This window comes from Rhizobium sp. R693 (assembly GCF_002211315.1).
In the GTDB taxonomy this organism is placed as follows: Bacteria; Pseudomonadota; Alphaproteobacteria; order Rhizobiales; family Rhizobiaceae; genus Rhizobium.
Genome location: NZ_LOKY01000046.1, coordinates 227,251 through 245,239 on the forward strand (window position 1 = coordinate 227,251; position 17,989 = coordinate 245,239).

The window sequence follows — 17,989 nt, forward strand, 5'->3', positions numbered from 1 at the left end:
AAAACCGGCGCATTTCTTGTGCAGCGCGAGGTGAATCTCGCACTGTAAGGTGGGCGCGCCGCTACTGCATGAACTTCTCGACCGAAGGTTTGCTGGCCTGCTTGCGAGCATCGCGATGAAGCAGGATGACCTGCTCCGCCTCTGAAAGGCCGGTCGGGGCGACATCGCGGAATTTCTCTTCGACATGCAGGACGGGTGTTGGCACATGTGGCTGCAGAACCGTGACCTTTTGGCGAACGCCGCGCAGCTTTTCCTCTCCCAAGGTGCGCCACTCGCCACCGCAGTAGCCGGCAAATGCCTGGCTTGCGACCACCTCGCTCGAATATTTCTTCGTCAGCGATTGCAGGCGCTGGACCTCATTGACAGCCGAGCCGAACGCCGAAAAGGTCAGCCGGTCTTTCAGACCGACATTGCCGAACATGACGTTGCCGACGTGCAGGCCGATCCCATAGGAAACCTTGCTCAATCCCGCATCGATTCGTTCCCGGTTCAATTCCGCAACACGCGCTTGCGCCTGATGGACGGCGGAAAGAGCGGCCTGACAGGCAATCTTGGATGGGTCCTTGTGTCGGCCACAGGGATAGACCGCCAGGAAGCCGTCTCCAAGGAAACTCAGGATCTCGCCACCATTTTTGTTGAACGGCGCAGCGATCGCATCGAAGAACTGGTTCAGCGTATCGATATAGGCCTGCCGGCCCTCCTTTTCGGCGTACATGGTCGACTGGCGCATGTCGCCCATGACGAGGGCGGCACGGATTGTCTCGCCATCACCACGACGGATCTGCCCGTTCAACACCCGCTTGCCGGCGTCGCCGCCCAGATAGGTGGTCAGCATGTTGTTGGCGAGCTTGCCGAGAACCGCCATCTTGGCCGCAACGGCAAGGTGGTTTTGCATGCGCAGCAGGGCATCGATCATGTCGTCGGTAAAACCGGCATGGCTATCCGTCGACCACGATCCCATCATGCCCTGCACGGAACCATCGCCAAACGGCTGAACGAAAGCCAGATAGTCGGTGATGCGCTCCTGCCGCAGATCGATGAAGACCGGGAACTCAGCCGGCCCATCGGCCGGAATCCGGCGGCGAATGTGTTGCAGATTGTTGTCCAACAGGTAGTAGTAGGGGCTCTGCAAGAAGCGGTCGGGCTTCTGTCCCGCCGCGGTATGACGAAACCCCTCGATCGTGACGCCGCTTGCCCGTCGCCATGTAAAGCTCAACGCGTCGTAAAGCGGGTGGAGCATGGAAAACGTCAGATGCACGCGCACGATCGGCAAGCCTGCTGCCGCAATGCGCTCGCAAAATCCGCGAACGATGTTCTCGAGATCATCGCCAGCCAACGAAGAATTCGTCAGCCATTCAGCGACCCGATCCAGCAAAATGGTGGAAACGGTGGATTCGATCGTGCCCATTCTCGGTAGTATCCTCATAAAGCACGTCCATTCCCGAAAAACGTCGGCACCCCTGCCTGCAGCAACGCCGTGCGCAGGGCGGGGAAGGAGGATGGACGAGCGGTAATATTGTGTCAACGATCTGCCGGGAGCCCGGCAGCGGCACCTGTCAAACCCTTATTATAGTGGGCGGAACAGGCAATCCTTTCTCGTGGTTCGTTATTCGTTGTAAATAGGCATGGGGCCGACCCCAAACAATGGCTTCTGCACATTTTCTGACGTTGCAATGCAATCTCTTGGCGCATCCGAGTCATTTTGGTCACACCCGGCGGAACGCGGGAAGATTGAGGCACATTCGATGGCGCGCGTTTTCACGATCTCGTCAGTACTGCGTAGCCTGCGCGTGGGTTTCAATTGGCTCGGTCTTCCATTAGATCAAGGTACCTTTCATGACTGAGATGAGACCTGCCTTGGCCAGTTCCTCCGCCTATGACATCCTTTCCGGCAAGATCGAAACAAGAAGCGCCCGCGCCGGCGTAATAGGGCTCGGCTATGTCGGCTTGCCCTTGGCAATCGCTATTGCCCGCAGCGGTTATGCCGTCACCGGCTTCGACATCGACCCCAAGAAAATCGTCTCCCTGGATGCGCGGCGCTCCTATATCGATGCCGTCGCAAGCGATGATCTCGCTGCCGAAATCGACAGTGGACGCTTTTCTGCCACTACGGATTTTGCGGAGCTTTCGGCTTGCGACGTCATCATCATCTGCGTTCCGACACCGCTCACCAAACATCGCGATCCCGATCTCTCCTTTGTGGAAGCAACGTCGCGATCGATCGGCGAGCATCTGCGCGCTGGCCAGCTTGTGGTTCTGGAGTCGACGACCTATCCGGGCACCACGGATGATGTCGTCAAGGTCATCTTGGAAAGAACCGGCCTCAAGTCGGGTACGGATTTCTTCGTCGGCTTTTCCCCCGAGCGAGAGGATCCAGGCAACCAGCATTACCACACGGCGACAATCCCGAAGGTTGTCGCTGGCGACGGCCCGCAGGCACTGGCGCTCATGAAGGGCTTCTACGGCGCCGCGGTCAAGACCGTGGTTCCTGTGTCGTCAAACGCGACGGCAGAGGCCGTGAAGCTGACGGAGAACATCTTCCGGTCGGTCAACATCGCGCTCGTCAACGAGTTGAAGACCGTCTATGCCGCCATGGGCGTTGATGTCTGGGAGGTGATCGAGGCGGCAAAGACCAAGCCGTTCGGCTACATGCCTTTCTATCCCGGGCCAGGACTGGGCGGCCACTGCATCCCGATCGATCCCTTCTACCTGACTTGGAAATCCCGCGAATACGAGCTGCCGACGCGCTTCATCGAGCTCGCCGGCGAGATCAACTCGGCAATGCCGCGCTACGTCGTCGGCAAACTTGCCGAAGCACTCGACATGCGCTCCGGCAAGGCCCTCAGTCGCTCACGCGTGCTGGTTCTTGGCCTGGCCTACAAGAAGAATGTCGCCGACATTCGCGAGAGCCCTTCGCTGCGTCTCATGGAGATCATCGAGGAGCGGGGCGGCAAGGCCGACTACCACGATCCCCACGTCAGCGAGATTCCGTCGACGCGCGAGTACCAGCACTTGAAAGGCCGCAAATCGGTCGACCTCACAAAGGAGGTGTTGGAAGCCTGCGACGCCGTTCTGGTGGCGACTGATCACGATCGCCTCGACTACGCGCTGATCGCAACCAGTGCACCGCTGATCGTCGACACCCGTAATGTCTTTACCCGTCTCGGACTATTCGCCGACCACATCGTCAAGGCGTGATCTCCACGTCCGACAGATGTTTTCCCGTGATCTGGCCGGCCGCGACGGCATAGCCGCCGCTGGCGCCGTCGATGAAGTGCACGTGATCGCGCGAAAGCGGCGTCGGAACGAAACAGGTCATTAGCGCTGAGGACTGCCGATGCAGGCCGTAACGGGCAATGCCCTTCGCTTTCGCCTCTTCAAGGAGCGCCTGAATGCGGCCGAGATGGTCCGCGTCGACATCGATCGTCATCTTCAGGCCATCGTCGAACTTGCGGAAATCGGAATTGCCGGAAACGTCCTGCGTGTAACGCCGGGCGTCAAAGCGGCCAAGCTTCGCGCCAAGCTTATGCAGGACGACCACAAGGACGATCTGAAGGAGGATGAACAGCTTCTGTCTCAACCGCTTTTCCGGCGCGATCGCTCGCGCTTCGCGGTCGACACCCTTCATCGAAAAAGCAAAGTCGGGGCCATCCGGGGGGATCGGGTGGCCGCCACGCCCCTGTTCGGCGGAGATTGCCACGACGTCCATCACGAGCTTGCGAAACTCGGCGGTCGGGCGGCCGCCTTCGGCGGGTACCGCGATGATGGAGACAATTTCGCCGTTGTGTGCCGCGATCGGGCTCCAGCGGCATGACAGACCGGTCAGATCCGGCCGCGTGCCCGGCGACGCCGGCTCGACACTGTAGCGTCCATTTTTCATCTGGCGCTCGGCCCAACTCGCTCCTCCCCCGGCAAACATTGCGTAGCTGACGAACGGGCTGGCAGCATGACGCGCGACGCGAACGTCGAGACCTTCCTTGCGAATATCGGCGATCGGTACGACCGCAATACGCAGCCGCAGGCCCATTTCCTCCTCAACCCAGCGCTGCGCCGCTGCCAGGGCTCCGCGCGCGGCATTTTCCAGATTCCCGGGCAGTGCGACCACGGCGCCATCGCCACCGAACACAAACGGGTAATCGCCTTTGTCAACTGCGTTCAGGATTGCTGAAATGACACTGACGCCCGCCATGTTCACGTCTTTGTAACGGCCGGCAGCGATCGCCTGTGTCGAACTGACGATGTCAGCCAGCGCCAGGAACCAGCCGTCTGGGAGCGGGTGATAGTTGCTCGTATCCGTCACCCGCTCGAAGTCGGTGAAGACAGGGACGTCAGCAAAGAATCTTTCGTTCGAAACGTCGTTCATTTGAGGAGCCTAGACACACCCATGCTGTGACTGCAACGCCATTTTGCAACTACGGCAATCGACTTCATATAGTTTCGTGTGCTAGCACCGCTGTCGAAAAACGATTGAATGGACAAGAACATAGATGAGCCGTCTGGACAGCTTCATCCGCCGTTTGGCGGCCCAGCGCGATATCCTCAATGCAATCGTCGAGCTTGTGAACGGCACCGAAGGCCCGGTGCTGGAATTTGGCCTTGGCAACGGCCGCACCTACGATCATCTGCGCGAGCTCTTTCCGCAGCGTCGCATTATTGCCTTCGACCGCGAGGTCCGCTCGTATTCGTCCTCAACGCCGCCGACGGAAAATATGGTAACAGGCGATATCCGCGAATCCGGCCAATCTTTCGTCGGTATCGGGGCAGCGCTTGCGCATGCCGATATCGGCACCGGTCATGACGAGATTGACGTCGTCACACTGACATGGCTGCCGCAACTGATGGTCGGCGTCCTTGCAAAAGACGGAATTGCGGTCAGCGGTCTGCCGCTGGATCGCCCGGAGCTTCAGCCATTGGCGCTTCCTGCAGGTGTGAAGGAAGGCCGCTACTTTCTTTATCGGCGGAAATAATCAGGGAAGAAGCAGCACGTCGTACTGTTCGATGCTGCCCGGCAGGTTGACCACCTTCATCTGCTGCTCTTGCCCCTCGAAGAAGACCAGGCAATTCTCATAGAATGAGCCAAGGGTCTTGATGAATTCACGGGTCTGTTCAGGACCGTAGAAAAGCGGCGTGAACTCCATGTAGAGAGGAACGCGGCGCGACAAAAGCGGCAGCATCGAGCGGCAGGCGACCGGCTCATAGCCTTCGATGTCCATCCAGACGAGGCCTATATCGGCAGGATCGATAGAAAGCTCATCGAGAAGCTGCGTCACCGGCTTGACCGGAACGCTCGTCTTCTCATCGCTGGCACTCTTTCGGTACGCGCTGCTTTTTCCGTGATTGTCGGCGTTCATGAAGAAATCGATCTCGCCAGCGGTTGCCCCGGCAGCGCAATTGACCAGCGTCACCACTCCATCGAGCTTGTTCTGGCGAATATTTTTCTGCAGCAGCGGGAAGTTGCGCGGATCGGGTTCGATGCTGACAATGCGGGCGTAGGCGCCGCTCAGCGCGAAGTAGACGGTCTGCGTTCCAATGTTGCCACCAATCTCCAGGAGATAGCTATGCTTGCGCATCAGGCCGCGCTCACGCAGCACCGTGATCAGCCGGTCAACCTGCTCGCGCTCGAAGTGCCCCTTTCGAAAGACCTTGCGACCGATGTAGTCGGACGGCGAAAAGGTCATCAGATGATCACCCGCATCGACCGTCATCGATACGACCCGTGGCCCGATGTTCTCGATCAAAAGCCGCCTGCCGGTGCGGGTGTTGAAGAACCTGCTTGCGACCGCATTGCGCGCCTTGCGCAGGCGTTTCTGCCAGAATTTGGCCTTGAGCCAACCGCGGCTCGTCATGCGTCTTTTCCTTCGACCAGTTCGACGGCTTTGTCACTCGGAATGACATAGACTTTCAAGGGCAAAGCACGACCGCGCACACTGATTTCACGGCTTTCCACGCCCGCCGTATCAGCGCCTGAAAGGCTCGCGACCGTTTCGGAAATGACGATGGCTGCATCGAATTCCTTGGCCGCTGTCTCCAATCGGCTTGCAACGTTGACCGTGTCGCCGATCGCGGTCACGCTGCGTACACGGCCATAGCCGAGCGTTCCCACAACCGCGGGACCTGCGTGAATGCCAATGGCGATGTGAAGCGGCATGGAGAGTTCGCCCGAAAGCTCGGCTCCAAGCTTCTCGATGTCGCGCACGATTGTCGCCGCCGCGGCAAGCGCCTGGCGACAGGCCACTTCCGGCGAGCTGCCAATGCCAAAGAGCGCCATGGCGCCGTCGCCGATGAACTTGTCTACGCGTCCGCCGGCTTTCTCGACGGCATTGCCGACCAGCGCAAAATAGCGGTTGAGCAGAAATACGATGTCGAAGGGGAGCCGCGTTTCGGTCAGTGAAGTGAAATGACGGATATCGCAAAAGAGGACCGTGATCTCGCGTTCACGTCCGGGGCTCGTCTCCTGGCTGTTGGGCGGCAATGTCGTCTCCGGGGCCGCAACGAGCAGCGGCGCGACCGTCACGTCATGCGTCGGTCGAAGCTGGCAGGCAAGGCGCACGTCGGGCGCGGCCTTGATCCTTTTGAGCGTCGATTGCTCCAGCTTGTCGGCTGGCGGCAGATCGTCATAGCGACCAAGGATCTGGACACGGCAAGTCGAACATTGCCCCTTACCGCCGCAGACGGAATAGTGCGGCAAACCGCCGAGCCTGCTTGCCTCCAGAACCGTGAAACCGCGCGGCACGCTGATCGCTTCGCCGCCTGGATACCGCACGGTGATTTGATTGACCCGCTCCCTCCACCGCCGCCAGTTCCTTGCACCGACGACAATCAGTAGCGCGGCCGAAAACGACCCGTATAGGCCGGCCCGGATCATCGCGATCTGCCGCTGCGCTTCCGGGTCCGAGTAATAGCGGATATTGAGATTTTGCTGATAGCGCTGCGTATTGACCATGCCCTCGTAAGCAGGTTCAGCAATCGTCCGACCCATTTCGATAAAGCCGAGTATGCCAAGCACCGGCAACAGGATCGCAACGGCGAGCAGCGTTGCGGCGATGCTGTCGTACCAGGGTCGGTAGCGCAGCCAGAAATGCAGGCCGATGCAGCCGTGGATCCAGACGGCAAGGAGTGCAATGACCTGACGCCATCCATTGCCCGGCGAGGTAATCCAGAGCAGGCGAACGATCGTCTCGTAGTCATCCCGATGCTGGAAGAGCGCGTGGGCAATCCGCGTGCCGACGACATGGTCGATCAACAAAAACGGAATCGCGATCCCGAGCACAATCTGGGTCATCTCTGCGGCTGGCATCACCAGGCTCCGGCGCCTGTAGACAGAACGCAAAACCAGCGTGATGTGAACAAGGACCGCCCCGTAGAACACCGCCGTTCCCGCAGGGTGGCGCCAGATCGCCAGGAAAATCCTTCGTCCATCGTCGGCTGCCGCGACCGAAATCAGGCCGAGCGCATGGTTGGAGAGATGCAGCAGAACAAACAGAAACATGACGAGGCCGGAACCAAGCCTGGCTCTTCTGATCGAGCGCTCTGAAAAAATACTGCTGGCTGCGACCGTCGCCATTCATTCCCGTTCTTGAATACCAAAAGACAAATACAATAGAGAGGACGGAATTAAGGTGGAATTGCCGCCACTGCGATTGCGATTGCCTTTCACATGTTTATCAACAGAACTTAAGAAGGCCAACGATAGCGGAATTTCTCGTGGCAAGCCCAGACATCGATTGTGAAGAGTGTGTCGGCGGAGGTGGTCTAATGCGGGTTGCGTTCTACGCGCCATTGAAATCGCCAAACCACCCCGTGCCATCGGGCGACCGGCTGATGGCACGTCTGCTCATGCGGGCTCTCGAGCTTGCCGGACATTCGGTCGACATAATATCGGAGTTTCGCAGTTTTGCGGCGACCCCAAAAGAGGCGGCCGGCCGGCGCTTTGCCGCGGAAGCAGAGCTGAAGCGCCTGCGGGACGACTGGACAAGAAAGCCGCACCCGGATCTCTGGTTCTGTTATCATCCCTACTACAAATCGCCTGACATTTTCGGGCCGGCACTTTGCCGGGAATTCGCAATCCCATACGTCACGGCCGAGGCATCCTATTCCGCCAAAAGAGATGCGACGGAATGGGGCGAGCAACAAAGACTGGTTGTCGATGGCGCCGGGGAGGCCGCCGTCAACATCGTTTTCACCGAGCGTGACCGGGCGGGGCTTGCACAAGCCCTGCCGACAGGTTCATTCGCCACCCTGAAGCCCTTCATCGACACAACAGTTTTCGAGACCCCGCCGCAGGCGAAGCCGGAACGGCTAATCACCGTCGCGATGATGCGCAACGGCGACAAGATGCAGAGCTACACGATGCTCGCGGAGGCGCTCCGGCTCATTGGCGATCGTCCCTGGACGCTCGCAATTGCCGGGGGTGGACCAATGCGGGCCGACGTGGAGCGATTGTTCAGCGCCGTTGACGCGCATCGCATCGAATGGCTCGGAGAGCTCAATGCCGGAGAAATCGCCCATGAGCTTGGCCGCTCCGGCATCTATGTGTGGCCAGGTTGCGGGGAAGCCTACGGGCTTGCCTATCTGGAGGCGCAAGCGGCGGGATTGCCGGTGGTCGCCCTGAAGACTGCGGGCGTTCCCGAGGTCGTTATCGACGGGGTGACCGGCCACCTGACACCGTCGGGCGATGTACAGGCGTTCGCAGCCGCAATCGCGGCTTTGCTAGACGATCCCGTCAGGCGCTCGACGATGGGCGCCAGCGCGCGTCATTTTGTACTGGAGGAGCGTTCGCTCAAGGTCGCAGCAAAAGCGCTCGATGCCATCCTGCATACCCATGTGAGACAAAAAGCATGACCGACGATGAAATCTGGGCACCCCTCCGGCAGGAACTGGACCGCTGGCGGTTGGCAGATCGACAGGCCCGACTTTGGTTGCGGGACGACGACGCGATCGAGCCGACTGACGCGCTCGAGAGCCTGCTCAGGATCACACGTCAGTCTTCTGTCCCGCTGACCATTGCGGTCATCCCGGCCTTAACCGGCGAGGCGTTAGCAACACGACTGTCCCGGGAAGATCACGCTCTTGTCGCCGTTCATGGCTGGTCGCACGCAAACCATGCCGGCCCGGACGAGAAGAAACAGGAGCTTGGACGCCATCGGCCGGCACAAGTCGTGCTTGCCGAGTTGCGCGATGGGCTTGTCACTCTTGAAGAGCTTTACGGCCCGACGCTTGTCCCGATCATTGTGCCGCCTTGGAACAGGATAAGCGAAGAGCTCGTCCCGCAGCTCAGCGCGCAGGGTTTCGATGTGCTGTCGGTATTCGGCAGGGCCAAGGCCGGCGGCCCCATCCGTCTGCTGAATACGCATGTCGATGTCGTCAATACCCGCCGACAACGTGGGGACCGCCCGCATGCGGATCTGGTCGCAGAATTGGTGGCGGAGCTAAAGGCACGCTTTGGTGGGGATGATGAGCCTGTCGGCATGCTGACCCACCATCTGGTGCATGGCGCATCGGAGTGGGAATTCCTCACCCGTCTTTTCGAGGAAACCTGGCATCATCCGGGCGCCGTCTGGATGTCGGCGCGCGATCTATTGCGCTAGATCTCCAGGACCTGATTGTCCCTTGCGGCAAACGCTCCTGGGAATGCCGCCTTGGCCTCCTGCTCCATCTGCTCCAGCTGTGTATCGGTTCGCGACGGCGCATGGTGGAACAAGGCGAACTGCCTGGTGCCGGCCATCTTCGCGAGTTCGACGCCATGCTGCCAGGTGGAGTGGCCGAAGCCCTTGAAACGCTGCATCTCGTCTTCGTTATAGGTGCAGTCGTAGACGGCGAGATCAACGTCCTTCATCATTTCAAGCGCAACCGGATCGTAGACGCCGGGGGTATGTTCTATGTCGTAGATCAGGGCTACCGAGCGTCCCTTCCATTCAATACGGTAGCCGATCGCGCCGCCTGGATGGTTCAGCATGAAGGTCTTGATTTTGATCCCGGGCCGCGGCTCCAGCGTCTGGCCCGCGTGAAAGTCGCGGAAACTCATCGTCGCCTGACATATGTCGGTTTTGACGGGGAACCATGGCGGGCTGATGAACTGCTCGATCATCTCGCGCGTGCTCATCTTTCCGTCGAGATGCCCGGACCAGATCGTCAGGTCGATGGTGGGATAGTAGATCGCCTTGAAGAAGGGCAGGCCGATGATGTGATCGTAGTGACAGTGGCTGAAGAACAGATCGACATCCCTGACGTCTTCGCTGAGCATGGCAAGCCCGGCTTCGCGTACGCCTGATCCGGCGTCGAAGACCATCCGGTGTTCACCGCAGCGGATTTCGATGCACGAGGTGTTGCCGCCATAGCGATCGAATTCGGGGCCCGAGACCGGGATGCTGCCGCGAACGCCCCAAAACTTTACCTGAAACAGATCTTTACTCATCGCGTCTTCAAAATGGGTCAACCCCACAACGCTATCGTAATCATATCATGATTAGCAAGCGAAGCGTGGAATTCCATGGGCAACCCCGTATCGTTGGTATCGTTTCTACCGGCTATCAGTTCAACCGGTAGATTTTCCTAAGCAATCGATTTTTGCCTCGGAAAGCAACTGCCTATGGTTTGTTTTCGGTAAACGGAGCAGAACGCTTGGGCAGGACAGTAGCGGCCTGTTCCGCATTTTCTGTCTATTAGATGGTTGCTCGGCCCTTCGAATACAATTGTCGGCTCCTTCGCCAATAGTATGAGGATGCTTGGGTTGTGCCGGCAATGCAACGATCGCATTGCCCGAGCTAGTGAAGTCCTCCGACGCCGAGCAGACGCTCTACTGCGTCGTGATCGTCTGACAACGCCTTCGGCGTACCCGCCCATGCAAGACGCCCGCGCTCGAGCACGATGACGAGGTCGGCAAAGTCCAGAGCGCTCTGAATGCGTTGCTCGACAAGAAGAATGGTCATGTCACCGGTCCTTGCAAGTTCAGCAAAGGCGGCCATCAGTTCCTCGCAGATAACAGGCGCCAATCCTTCGAGCGGTTCGTCAAGGAGAAGCACCGACGGGCGGCCAAGGATCGACCGCGCGGTCGACAGCATCTGTTGTTCGCCGCCAGAGAGCTGGTTGCCGAGATTGCGGCGTCGCTCCTTCAGCCGCGGAAACATCCCGTAGGCTTCCTCAAGCGCGCTCCTTGGCCGATCCTTCAGTCCGACGAAAAGGTTCTCCTCCACGGTCAATGTCGGAAAGACGCATCGCGCCTGCGGCACATAACCCAATCCCTTGCGCGCGCGCGCTGCACTCGGCATTGCCGTTACATCGGCGCCACCCATGCGTATCGCGCCACCATAGCGTTTGGTCTGCCCGGCGAGCGTCGCAAGCAGCGTAGTCTTGCCCATGCCGTTGCGACCGAGAACGGCGAGGCGCGCGCCGGCTGGAACGGAGAACGAAATGCCTTCGAGAACGCGTGTCGGCCCGTAGCCGGCGGACAGGTTTTCGACCTCAAGCGGCGTGGCTGGCATTGACATAGCTCCCGAGATAGGCCTCGCGAACGCGGGCATCCTTGGTGACGTCGGCGGGCGATCCATCGAAGATGATCGCGCCCGCAGCGAGAACGACGACGCGCTTGGCGAAACGGAACACAAGATCCATATCGTGCTCGATCATCAGGACAGCAAGATCGGCGGGCAGGTCGGCAAGCGCCTGCTCGATGCGGCCGGTATCGCTCTGTGGAACACCGGCGGCTGGCTCATCAAGCAGGAGCACCTTCGGCCGCAGCGCCATGGCAACGGCGATCTCCAGGAGGCGCTGCTGGCCGTAGGCGATCTCGTTCACCCTGCGATGCATGAGGTGGGCTATCCCCAGCGTAGCCAGCAGATCGCTGACCTCATCCATGAGGGGGGGCATGGCAAGAAAATTTCCGAACATGCGACCCGTGCGTCCCTGACGCTGGAGGATGGCAAGGGCCACATGCTCGGCCGGCGTCATCTCGAGGAAGAGCCGGGTAACCTGGAAAGACCGAACCAGGCCGCGCTTGACGCGGCCGTTGGCCCCAACCCTTGTGACAGTCTCGCCCGCAAGCCGGACTTCGCCAAAATCGGGCTGCAAGTTGCCGGTCACCAGATTGACGAATGTCGTCTTGCCCGCACCGTTCGGCCCGATCAGCGCCACGCGGTCGCCTGGCGCCATCGACAGTGAGACGTCATTTGTAACGGCAAGGCCGCCGAAGGATTTCCTCAGGCTGATGACTTCGAAGACGGCGCTCATTGTCCCGCCTCCTTCTTGCGGTTCAGGAAGGCGGCAGCGGAGCCATAGAGCCCCTTCGGCGCAAACAGGACGACAGCGATCAGCAGCGCGCCGACCATGGTCAGCCAGTGGAACGGGTTTGCCGCCGAGACATAATCCTCAAACAGCATGAAGATGACGGTGCCCGAGAGCGCGCCAAATAGAGAGCCTGTACCCCCAAGGACGAGCATGACCAGCGATTCGGCCGACAGCGTGAACGACAGACTGTCGAGGCCAACGACCTGTGTGGTGATGGCGTTAAGCGCTCCACCGACGCCGGCAACAGCGCCCGAGATCACGTACATCTTGATCAGCGCAGCCTTTGGCGAGGCACCCATCGCGCGGATACGCACCGGATCCTCCTTGATGCCGCGACACAGCATGCCGAAGGGCGAGCGAACCAGCAGGCGCAGGATGACGAAGACGATCAGCAACAGGATAATCGCGAAGACATAGGCGGTATGGCCATAGAGATCGAATTCGAAGTAGCCGAAGATCGGATCGGCCGAGATGCCCGAGAGGCCATCGCTGCCGCCGGTCCAGCTGGACGCCTTGTTGGCGAATTCGTGGAAGAGATTGATGAGCGCGATCGACAGGACGAGCTGCGGCAGCCCATGGCCACGCAGGATAACGGCACCACTGACCAATCCAGCTGCTGCCCCGCCGACGATGCCTGCAAGTGTCATCAGCAGCGGATCGTTGATGCCGTAATGGGCCGAGATGATGCCTGCCGCATAGGCACCCGATCCGAACAGGGCCGCATGGCCGAGTGTTGCAACGCCGCAATAGCCGGTGACGAGATCGAGCGACAGGACAAGCAAGGCGACCGCAACGATGCGCGTGAGCAGCGCAAGGTTGTCCGGAAACAACAGGTAACCGATTGTGGCAATGCCTAATATGGCTGCGACGCCTGCCACATCGCGCCCCATTGAGCGGCGCGGGCGGGCTGAGGTGGACACTGCTGCTTCGGTATTCATAACGACAGCCATTCTATTTCGTCCTTCCCGCAAGGCCACGCGGAAAGATGCAAATGATGGCAATGACCGCGAGGTAGAAGAAGAATTCGCCGAACTCCGGCATCAGGTAGCGTCCGGTCGTGTCAATGCCACCAAGCAGGAGACAGGCCACCAGGGCTCCCGGGATGGACCCTGCGCCGCCCACCGAAACAACGACGAGGAAGGTCACCATATATCGAAGCGCATAGTAGGGTTCGACGGGCAACATCTCCGCGCCGACAACGCCGCCAAAGGCAGCAAGCCCGACAGCTACGGCAAAGCTCAGCGCATAGATGACTTCGGTGCGTACGCCGAGCGCTGCCGCCATGGCGGCATTGTCGACTGAGGCGCGCAGCTTGACCCCGAAGCTCGTCCTTTCGATCGCGTACCAAAGGCCGCCGGCAACGGCAAGACCACACAGGATGGCAAAGAGGCGATGGACGGGGATCGTGCGGAAACCGAGATCAGCGGAACCCTGAAGGCCTTGCGGCAGGGGGATTGTCTTCAGCGTCGGACCAAAAACGTAATTGGCAATGCCGATAATGCAGAAGGTGATGCCAATCGTCATCAGCACCTGCGTCAGCTCCGGCGCTCCGTAGATGCGTCTGTAGAGAAAACGTTCGAGCGGAATCGCGATGATGACCGTTCCAATGACCGCGGCGATCACTGCAACGCCGTAGCCGAGCCCGAGATCGCGTGCCGCATAGGACGCAATGTAGCCGCCGATCATGGCAAAAGCGCCGTGCGCGAGATTGACGACGCGCATCAATCCCATCGTCACCGACAGCCCGATCGAGATGACGAACAGCACCATGCCATAGGCAAGCGCATCGACGGCTATGCTGAAGACTGTTTGCATGAGGCTATCCCGATGCTGTTGGAGCGGCCGGCATTGCGGTGCTTGCAGCGCGCTCGGCGCTACAAGCATTTTCTGGTCCGCTGCAGATATCAGAGGCCGTTACTTCGCAGCCGCAAGGCCAGGGTCGCCCTGCTTCTCGAATGTCTGGACCTCCTTGTTGTAATAAGTGCCATCATCGGCCTTTGTCACTTCACGCAGATAGATGTTCTGCGTGATGTGGCGGCTTTCCGGATCGATCGAAACCGGACCGCGCGGGCTGATCCACGTCAAACCCTTGACGGCGTCGACGGCCTTTGCCGCGTCCTGCTTGCCGCCGGTTGCTTCGATCATCTTGTAGATAACATGCATGCCGTCATAGGCGCCGACGGCCGGGAAAGACAGCTCCGCCTTGTTGCCGATTGCCTTGGCTGCAGCTTCGACGAACGCCTTGTTTTCAGGAGAGTCATGCGAGACCGCGTAATGGAAGCTCGTCTTTATGCCGAGCGCTGCATCGCCAAGTGCGGGAAGGTCGGATTCCTGCGTCAGGTCGCCCGGCGCGAAGAACTTGATGCCGGCAGCCTTGAGGCCGTTTTCGTTGTAGGCCTTGACGAAGCCGAGCGTGGTCGGACCGGACGGCAGGAAAGCAAAAACGCCCTGCGCCCCGGAATCCTTGATGCGCTGCATGATCGGGCTGAAATCGTTTGTCGACAGCGGCATGCGGATCGCCTCGACGACCTGGCCGCCTTCCTTCCCGAAGGCTGCCTTGAAGGCATTTTCCGCGTCGACGCCCGGACCGTAATCGCTGACAACCGAAATGACCTTGCTGACGCCGGCATCGTGGGCAACCTTGGCGATCGGCGTCGAGGTCTGCCACGTCGTAAACGAGGTGCGCACCACGAGCGGGCTCTTCGTCACTATCGCCGATGTAGCAGCGTTCATGATGACGAGCGGCGTATTCGCCTGCTTCAAAATCGGTGTCACGGCCATGGCGTCGGGCGTGAAATAAAAGCCAGCCAGGTACTGGACCTTTTCCTTGACGACCAGTTCCTGCGCCAGTGCCTTGGACTTCGCCGGATCGGCCGCTGGAAGATCGCGGTAGATCACCTCCACGGTATTGTCGCCGACTTTGCTGCCGTTGAGCGCCATGTAGGCGTCGATGCCAGCCTTGAAGTTCTTACCTTGCAGGGCGAATGGACCGGAGAACGGCCCGACGACACCAACCTTGATGGTATCGGCGTAGGCCGCTGTGCTCATGACAATTGCCGCAACGGCGGCCAGGACAAACCGTTTCATAAAACCTCCCATTGACGACGGCGCACTCCTACGCCGGATTAGCAAAGAGCTAAAATCTCGGCGATAGTGTCTCATTCAAAACGGTAATGTAAAATGAAATAAAAGGCGAATATCATACATCTGGGGTTATGAGTTGCGCTGCCCGATGCGCTTGATATTGCCGGCCAGTTCAAGCGCCAGACGAAGCGAAGCGGCGGTCGCCATAACCATTTGCGGGAGGATAAGCCATTCGAGCATCCAGGCGGCGCCCGATCGCTCCTGTTCATGTACCAGCGCCTGATGGCAACCCGAAAGCTGGGTTGCGTTAAAGCGCGCAAGGGCAACCAGTGTTTCAGCCGCGACCGGATTGTGCTTGTGCGCCATGGCCGACGAACCGCCGCCGCCGGCAAGCTCGATCTCGTCGCCGGCCTGCGCCAGAAGTGCAATATCCTGACCGACTTTGCCGAGGCTGCCACTGATGAGCGACAGCAGATTGGCGAAGTCTGCGATCATGCCGCGTTGGCTTTGCCATTGGCGCGTATCGGAAAGGCCGAGCTCCTGGGCAAGGGCAGCACGAATGGCCGGCGCCTGGTCCTGAAGCTTGTCGAGCGTGCCAGCCGCGCCGCCAAACTGCACGGGGAACCGCTGTTCGGTGAGCCGGTCGCGATAGCCGCCAAGTGGTGCCTGCCAGGCATGAAGACGATCGGACACGGTGATCGCGATCGCCGCCTGCATGCGGGTCCGTCCCATCAGGACGTTTATTCCAAACTGCGCGTCAAGATTGTCGAACGCGCTGGCAAGCTGCGAGAGCCGATTTGAAAACAGGAACGCGATTGCCTTGAGCCGGACCATCAGACTGGTGTCGATGACATCCTGGCTGGTGGCGCCGAGGTGAACGCAATCGGAATGCGGACTTCCGACTGCCTTGCGAAGTTGTTTGACGAGATCGGCAACGACAACTCCATCGCGAGCCGTAGCGGCCCTCAGTTGCGCGCGATCCGGCTCGAACGTCGCGCAGACAGTGCCGATATGGCGTGCGGCCTCGTGCGAAATCACACCATGGACAGCCTCGGCCCTCGCGAGCGCTGCTTCAAAGCCGAGCATGGCGCGAATATCCGCCTGCGCGGAGAAATATGGCGCCGTCTCGTCGTCGCCGACAAGACCGGAGAGAAAGGGATGATCGAAGGCTGAGATTGTCATCGGTGTCTTTCTTGCAGGAGCCGATAACTGCGACTGGAATCGTCGCGTTGCAAGGTCCCCGCGCTGCCAGCGGTCAGATATCCAGGAACACGGTCTCCCTGTCGCCTTGCAGCCTGATGTCGAAGGTGTAGGTCGAGCCCTCCCGAACGGCAATCAGCGTGTCGACGCGCTCCCGGTGCTCGATCCGCAGGAGCAGCGGGTCGGCCTTGTTGGCCTCGGCCTCCTCGGGAAAATACATGCGCGTATGCAGGCCGATATTGATGCCGCGAGCGACGATCCAAAAGGTGATGTGCGGTGCCATCTTGCGGCCGTCCTTGAACGGAACGCGACCTGGCTTGACGGTGTCGAAGCTGAAAACGCCGTCTTCGGCCCTTGTCGGGCAACGGCCCCAGCCGGCAAAGTTCGGATCTGCCGTGCCACGCATTTCAGATGGGCTATTATAAAGGCCGGCGCTGTCGGCCTGCCAGATTTCGATGACCGCATCACGCACCAATGCGCCGGCACCATCAAAAACGCGGCCCGTCACCGTAATGCGCTCGCCGAGTGTCTTGTCGTTGACCATCGCCGAGCCGAGATCGGTCTCATAGACGCCGCCGATATCGCAGTAATTCGGTGTCAATCCGATATGGACATAGGGGCCCGCCGTCTGCGACGGCGTTTCCCTGAGGTAGCCGAGTTCCTGTACCATCAGTTCCCCTCCTTGCGGTTTTCGAACATGGTCGAACGGCGCCCGCGCAGCACAATGTCGAACTTGTAGGCGCGCGCATCCATTGGAATCGTGTTGCCCCAGTCGAGTGGTGCAATCAATTGCTCGATGGCCCGCTTGTCCGGGATCGTGCCGACGATCGGGCATTTCCAGATCATTGGATCCCCCTCGAAATACATCTGGGTAATCAGGCGCTGTGCAAAGCCGTGGCCGAAGATCGAGAAGTGGATATGGGCCGGCCGCCAGTCGTTGACGCCATTCGGCCAGGGATAGGCACCCGGACGAACAGTACGAAACGCATACCGGCCGTCGTCGTCGGTTATTGAGCGCCCGCAGCCGCCGAAATTCGGATCGATGGCGGCGAGATAGGTTTCTTTCTTATGGCGGTAGCGGCCGCCGGCATTGGCCTGCCAGAACTCGACAAGGGCACCCGGTACCGGACGTCCGCGTTCATCGAGCACGCGACCATGAACGACGATGCGTTCGCCGATCGCACTCTCGCCTGGCTTGGCAAAGTTGTGAATGAGATCATTGTCGAGCTCGCCGATGACAGAATGGCCGAAGACCGGCCCTGTGATCTCCGAGATCGTCCCGTCGAGTGATAATAAGGCTCGCTGCGGCGAGCGCAAAACCGAGGTCTTGTAGCCTGGGGTAAGCGCAGGCGCGTGCCACGCGCGGTCGCGGGCAAAGAAGGCACCCATTTCAGGCTTGTTGTTGGTGAGGTCGGACATAATG

General features: G+C 59.9%; 17 protein-coding genes. 4 read left to right on the forward strand and 13 right to left on the reverse strand.

All coding sequences use genetic code 11. The annotated features are described in order from the left end of the window. Positions 1–61: 61 nt before the first annotated feature. Positions 62–1,408, reverse strand: coding sequence for an adenylate/guanylate cyclase domain-containing protein (locus tag ATY79_RS25655; RefSeq protein WP_088705306.1), 1,347 nt, complete (start codon positions 1,406–1,408; stop codon positions 62–64). 437 nt (positions 1,409–1,845) lie between these two features. Here ATY79_RS25655 and ATY79_RS25660 point away from each other — a divergent pair, with 437 nt between their 5' ends. Further along, positions 1,846–3,198, forward strand: coding sequence for a nucleotide sugar dehydrogenase (locus ATY79_RS25660; protein WP_189638080.1), 1,353 nt, complete (start codon positions 1,846–1,848; stop codon positions 3,196–3,198). Here ATY79_RS25660 and ATY79_RS25665 read toward each other — a convergent pair. Beyond that, a complete protein-coding gene (locus ATY79_RS25665; RefSeq protein WP_088705308.1) occupies positions 3,188–4,363 on the reverse strand; it encodes a DUF3095 domain-containing protein in 1,176 nt (391 codons plus the stop codon). The two genes, ATY79_RS25660 and ATY79_RS25665, sit on opposite strands and share 11 nt — an antisense overlap. A gap of 124 nt (positions 4,364–4,487) precedes the next feature. Here ATY79_RS25665 and ATY79_RS25670 point away from each other — a divergent pair, with 124 nt between their 5' ends. Continuing rightward, the gene (locus ATY79_RS25670; protein ID WP_088705309.1) at positions 4,488–4,967 is read left to right on the forward strand and encodes a class I SAM-dependent methyltransferase; all 480 of its coding nucleotides are present in this window, start codon (positions 4,488–4,490) and stop codon (positions 4,965–4,967) included. Here ATY79_RS25670 and ATY79_RS25675 read toward each other — a convergent pair whose 3' ends face one another. After that, positions 4,968–5,846, reverse strand: a complete 879-nt coding sequence (locus ATY79_RS25675) for an FkbM family methyltransferase (RefSeq protein ID WP_088705310.1) — start codon at positions 5,844–5,846, stop codon at positions 4,968–4,970. It abuts the gene before it with no gap. Then, positions 5,843–7,564: an adenylate/guanylate cyclase domain-containing protein gene (locus ATY79_RS25680; protein WP_088705311.1), complete on the reverse strand. Its 1,722-nt coding sequence runs from the start codon at positions 7,562–7,564 to the stop codon at positions 5,843–5,845. The genes ATY79_RS25675 and ATY79_RS25680 overlap by 4 nt, the downstream gene beginning before the upstream one ends. Before the next feature lie 191 nt (positions 7,565–7,755). Here ATY79_RS25680 and ATY79_RS25685 point away from each other — a divergent pair, with 191 nt between their 5' ends. Both ATY79_RS25685 and ATY79_RS25690 read left to right on the forward strand, forming a co-directional pair. Then, positions 7,756–8,841, forward strand: coding sequence for a glycosyltransferase family 4 protein (locus ATY79_RS25685; RefSeq protein ID WP_088705312.1), 1,086 nt, complete (start codon positions 7,756–7,758; stop codon positions 8,839–8,841). Beyond that, a complete protein-coding gene (locus ATY79_RS25690; RefSeq protein WP_088705313.1) occupies positions 8,838–9,587 on the forward strand; it encodes a polysaccharide deacetylase family protein in 750 nt (249 codons plus the stop codon). The genes ATY79_RS25685 and ATY79_RS25690 overlap by 4 nt, the downstream gene beginning before the upstream one ends. On the opposite strand, the gene ATY79_RS25695 is transcribed toward ATY79_RS25690, so the two are convergent. The 9 genes from ATY79_RS25695 to pcaH form a co-directional block, all read right to left on the reverse strand. Continuing rightward, a complete protein-coding gene (locus tag ATY79_RS25695) occupies positions 9,584–10,414 on the reverse strand; it encodes an MBL fold metallo-hydrolase (RefSeq protein WP_088705314.1) in 831 nt (276 codons plus the stop codon). The two genes, ATY79_RS25690 and ATY79_RS25695, sit on opposite strands and share 4 nt — an antisense overlap. 349 nt (positions 10,415–10,763) lie before the next feature. After that, positions 10,764–11,480: an ABC transporter ATP-binding protein gene (locus tag ATY79_RS25700; RefSeq protein WP_088705315.1), complete on the reverse strand. Its 717-nt coding sequence runs from the start codon at positions 11,478–11,480 to the stop codon at positions 10,764–10,766. Next, the gene (locus ATY79_RS25705; protein ID WP_088705316.1) at positions 11,461–12,225 is read right to left on the reverse strand and encodes an ABC transporter ATP-binding protein; all 765 of its coding nucleotides are present in this window, start codon (positions 12,223–12,225) and stop codon (positions 11,461–11,463) included. The genes ATY79_RS25700 and ATY79_RS25705 overlap by 20 nt, the downstream gene beginning before the upstream one ends. Continuing rightward, complete coding sequence (locus ATY79_RS25710) at positions 12,222–13,232, reverse strand: branched-chain amino acid ABC transporter permease (protein WP_088705317.1); 1,011 nt, start codon at positions 13,230–13,232, stop codon at positions 12,222–12,224. Before ATY79_RS25710 ends, ATY79_RS25705 begins: the two co-directional genes overlap by 4 nt. A gap of 1 nt (position 13,233) precedes the next feature. Beyond that, entirely contained in the window at positions 13,234–14,097 is an 864-nt protein-coding gene (locus tag ATY79_RS25715) for a branched-chain amino acid ABC transporter permease (protein WP_088705318.1), read from the reverse strand. Between the two features lie 99 nt (positions 14,098–14,196). Continuing rightward, positions 14,197–15,369: an ABC transporter substrate-binding protein gene (locus ATY79_RS25720; RefSeq protein WP_088705319.1), complete on the reverse strand. Its 1,173-nt coding sequence runs from the start codon at positions 15,367–15,369 to the stop codon at positions 14,197–14,199. 126 nt (positions 15,370–15,495) lie between these two features. Next, on the reverse strand, positions 15,496–16,548 hold the full coding sequence (locus ATY79_RS25725; RefSeq protein ID WP_088705320.1) for a 3-carboxy-cis,cis-muconate cycloisomerase: 1,053 nt from the start codon (positions 16,546–16,548) through the stop codon (positions 15,496–15,498). A 73-nt stretch (positions 16,549–16,621) separates the two neighbouring features. Next, positions 16,622–17,236 carry a protocatechuate 3,4-dioxygenase subunit alpha gene (gene pcaG, locus ATY79_RS25730; RefSeq protein ID WP_088705321.1) on the reverse strand — a complete coding sequence of 205 codons (615 nt, stop codon included), beginning with the start codon at positions 17,234–17,236 and terminating at the stop codon, positions 16,622–16,624. Beyond that, entirely contained in the window at positions 17,236–17,985 is a 750-nt protein-coding gene (gene pcaH, locus ATY79_RS25735; protein ID WP_088705322.1) for a protocatechuate 3,4-dioxygenase subunit beta, read from the reverse strand. Before pcaH ends, pcaG begins: the two co-directional genes overlap by 1 nt. Positions 17,986–17,989: the final 4 nt, after the last annotated feature.

Excerpts from the sequence above, each read along its gene's own strand:
- ATY79_RS25655 (WP_088705306.1), bottom strand. The coding sequence starts at position 1,408 with ATGGGCACGATCGAATCCACCGTTTCCACCATTTTGCTGGATCGGGTC.
- ATY79_RS25660 (WP_189638080.1), top strand. The coding sequence starts at position 1,846 with ATGAGACCTGCCTTGGCCAGTTCCTCCGCCTATGACATCCTTTCCGGC.
- ATY79_RS25665 (WP_088705308.1), bottom strand. The coding sequence starts at position 4,363 with ATGAACGACGTTTCGAACGAAAGATTCTTTGCTGACGTCCCTGTCTTC.
- ATY79_RS25670 (WP_088705309.1), top strand. The coding sequence starts at position 4,488 with ATGAGCCGTCTGGACAGCTTCATCCGCCGTTTGGCGGCCCAGCGCGAT.
- ATY79_RS25675 (WP_088705310.1), bottom strand. The coding sequence starts at position 5,846 with ATGACGAGCCGCGGTTGGCTCAAGGCCAAATTCTGGCAGAAACGCCTG.
- ATY79_RS25680 (WP_088705311.1), bottom strand. The coding sequence starts at position 7,564 with ATGGCGACGGTCGCAGCCAGCAGTATTTTTTCAGAGCGCTCGATCAGA.
- ATY79_RS25685 (WP_088705312.1), top strand. The coding sequence starts at position 7,756 with ATGCGGGTTGCGTTCTACGCGCCATTGAAATCGCCAAACCACCCCGTG.
- ATY79_RS25690 (WP_088705313.1), top strand. The coding sequence starts at position 8,838 with ATGACCGACGATGAAATCTGGGCACCCCTCCGGCAGGAACTGGACCGC.
- ATY79_RS25695 (WP_088705314.1), bottom strand. The coding sequence starts at position 10,414 with ATGAGTAAAGATCTGTTTCAGGTAAAGTTTTGGGGCGTTCGCGGCAGC.
- ATY79_RS25700 (WP_088705315.1), bottom strand. The coding sequence starts at position 11,480 with ATGCCAGCCACGCCGCTTGAGGTCGAAAACCTGTCCGCCGGCTACGGG.
- ATY79_RS25705 (WP_088705316.1), bottom strand. The coding sequence starts at position 12,225 with ATGAGCGCCGTCTTCGAAGTCATCAGCCTGAGGAAATCCTTCGGCGGC.
- ATY79_RS25710 (WP_088705317.1), bottom strand. The coding sequence starts at position 13,232 with ATGGCTGTCGTTATGAATACCGAAGCAGCAGTGTCCACCTCAGCCCGC.
- ATY79_RS25715 (WP_088705318.1), bottom strand. The coding sequence starts at position 14,097 with ATGCAAACAGTCTTCAGCATAGCCGTCGATGCGCTTGCCTATGGCATG.
- ATY79_RS25720 (WP_088705319.1), bottom strand. The coding sequence starts at position 15,369 with ATGAAACGGTTTGTCCTGGCCGCCGTTGCGGCAATTGTCATGAGCACA.
- ATY79_RS25725 (WP_088705320.1), bottom strand. The coding sequence starts at position 16,548 with ATGACAATCTCAGCCTTCGATCATCCCTTTCTCTCCGGTCTTGTCGGC.
- pcaG (WP_088705321.1), bottom strand. The coding sequence starts at position 17,236 with ATGGTACAGGAACTCGGCTACCTCAGGGAAACGCCGTCGCAGACGGCG.
- pcaH (WP_088705322.1), bottom strand. The coding sequence starts at position 17,985 with ATGTCCGACCTCACCAACAACAAGCCTGAAATGGGTGCCTTCTTTGCC.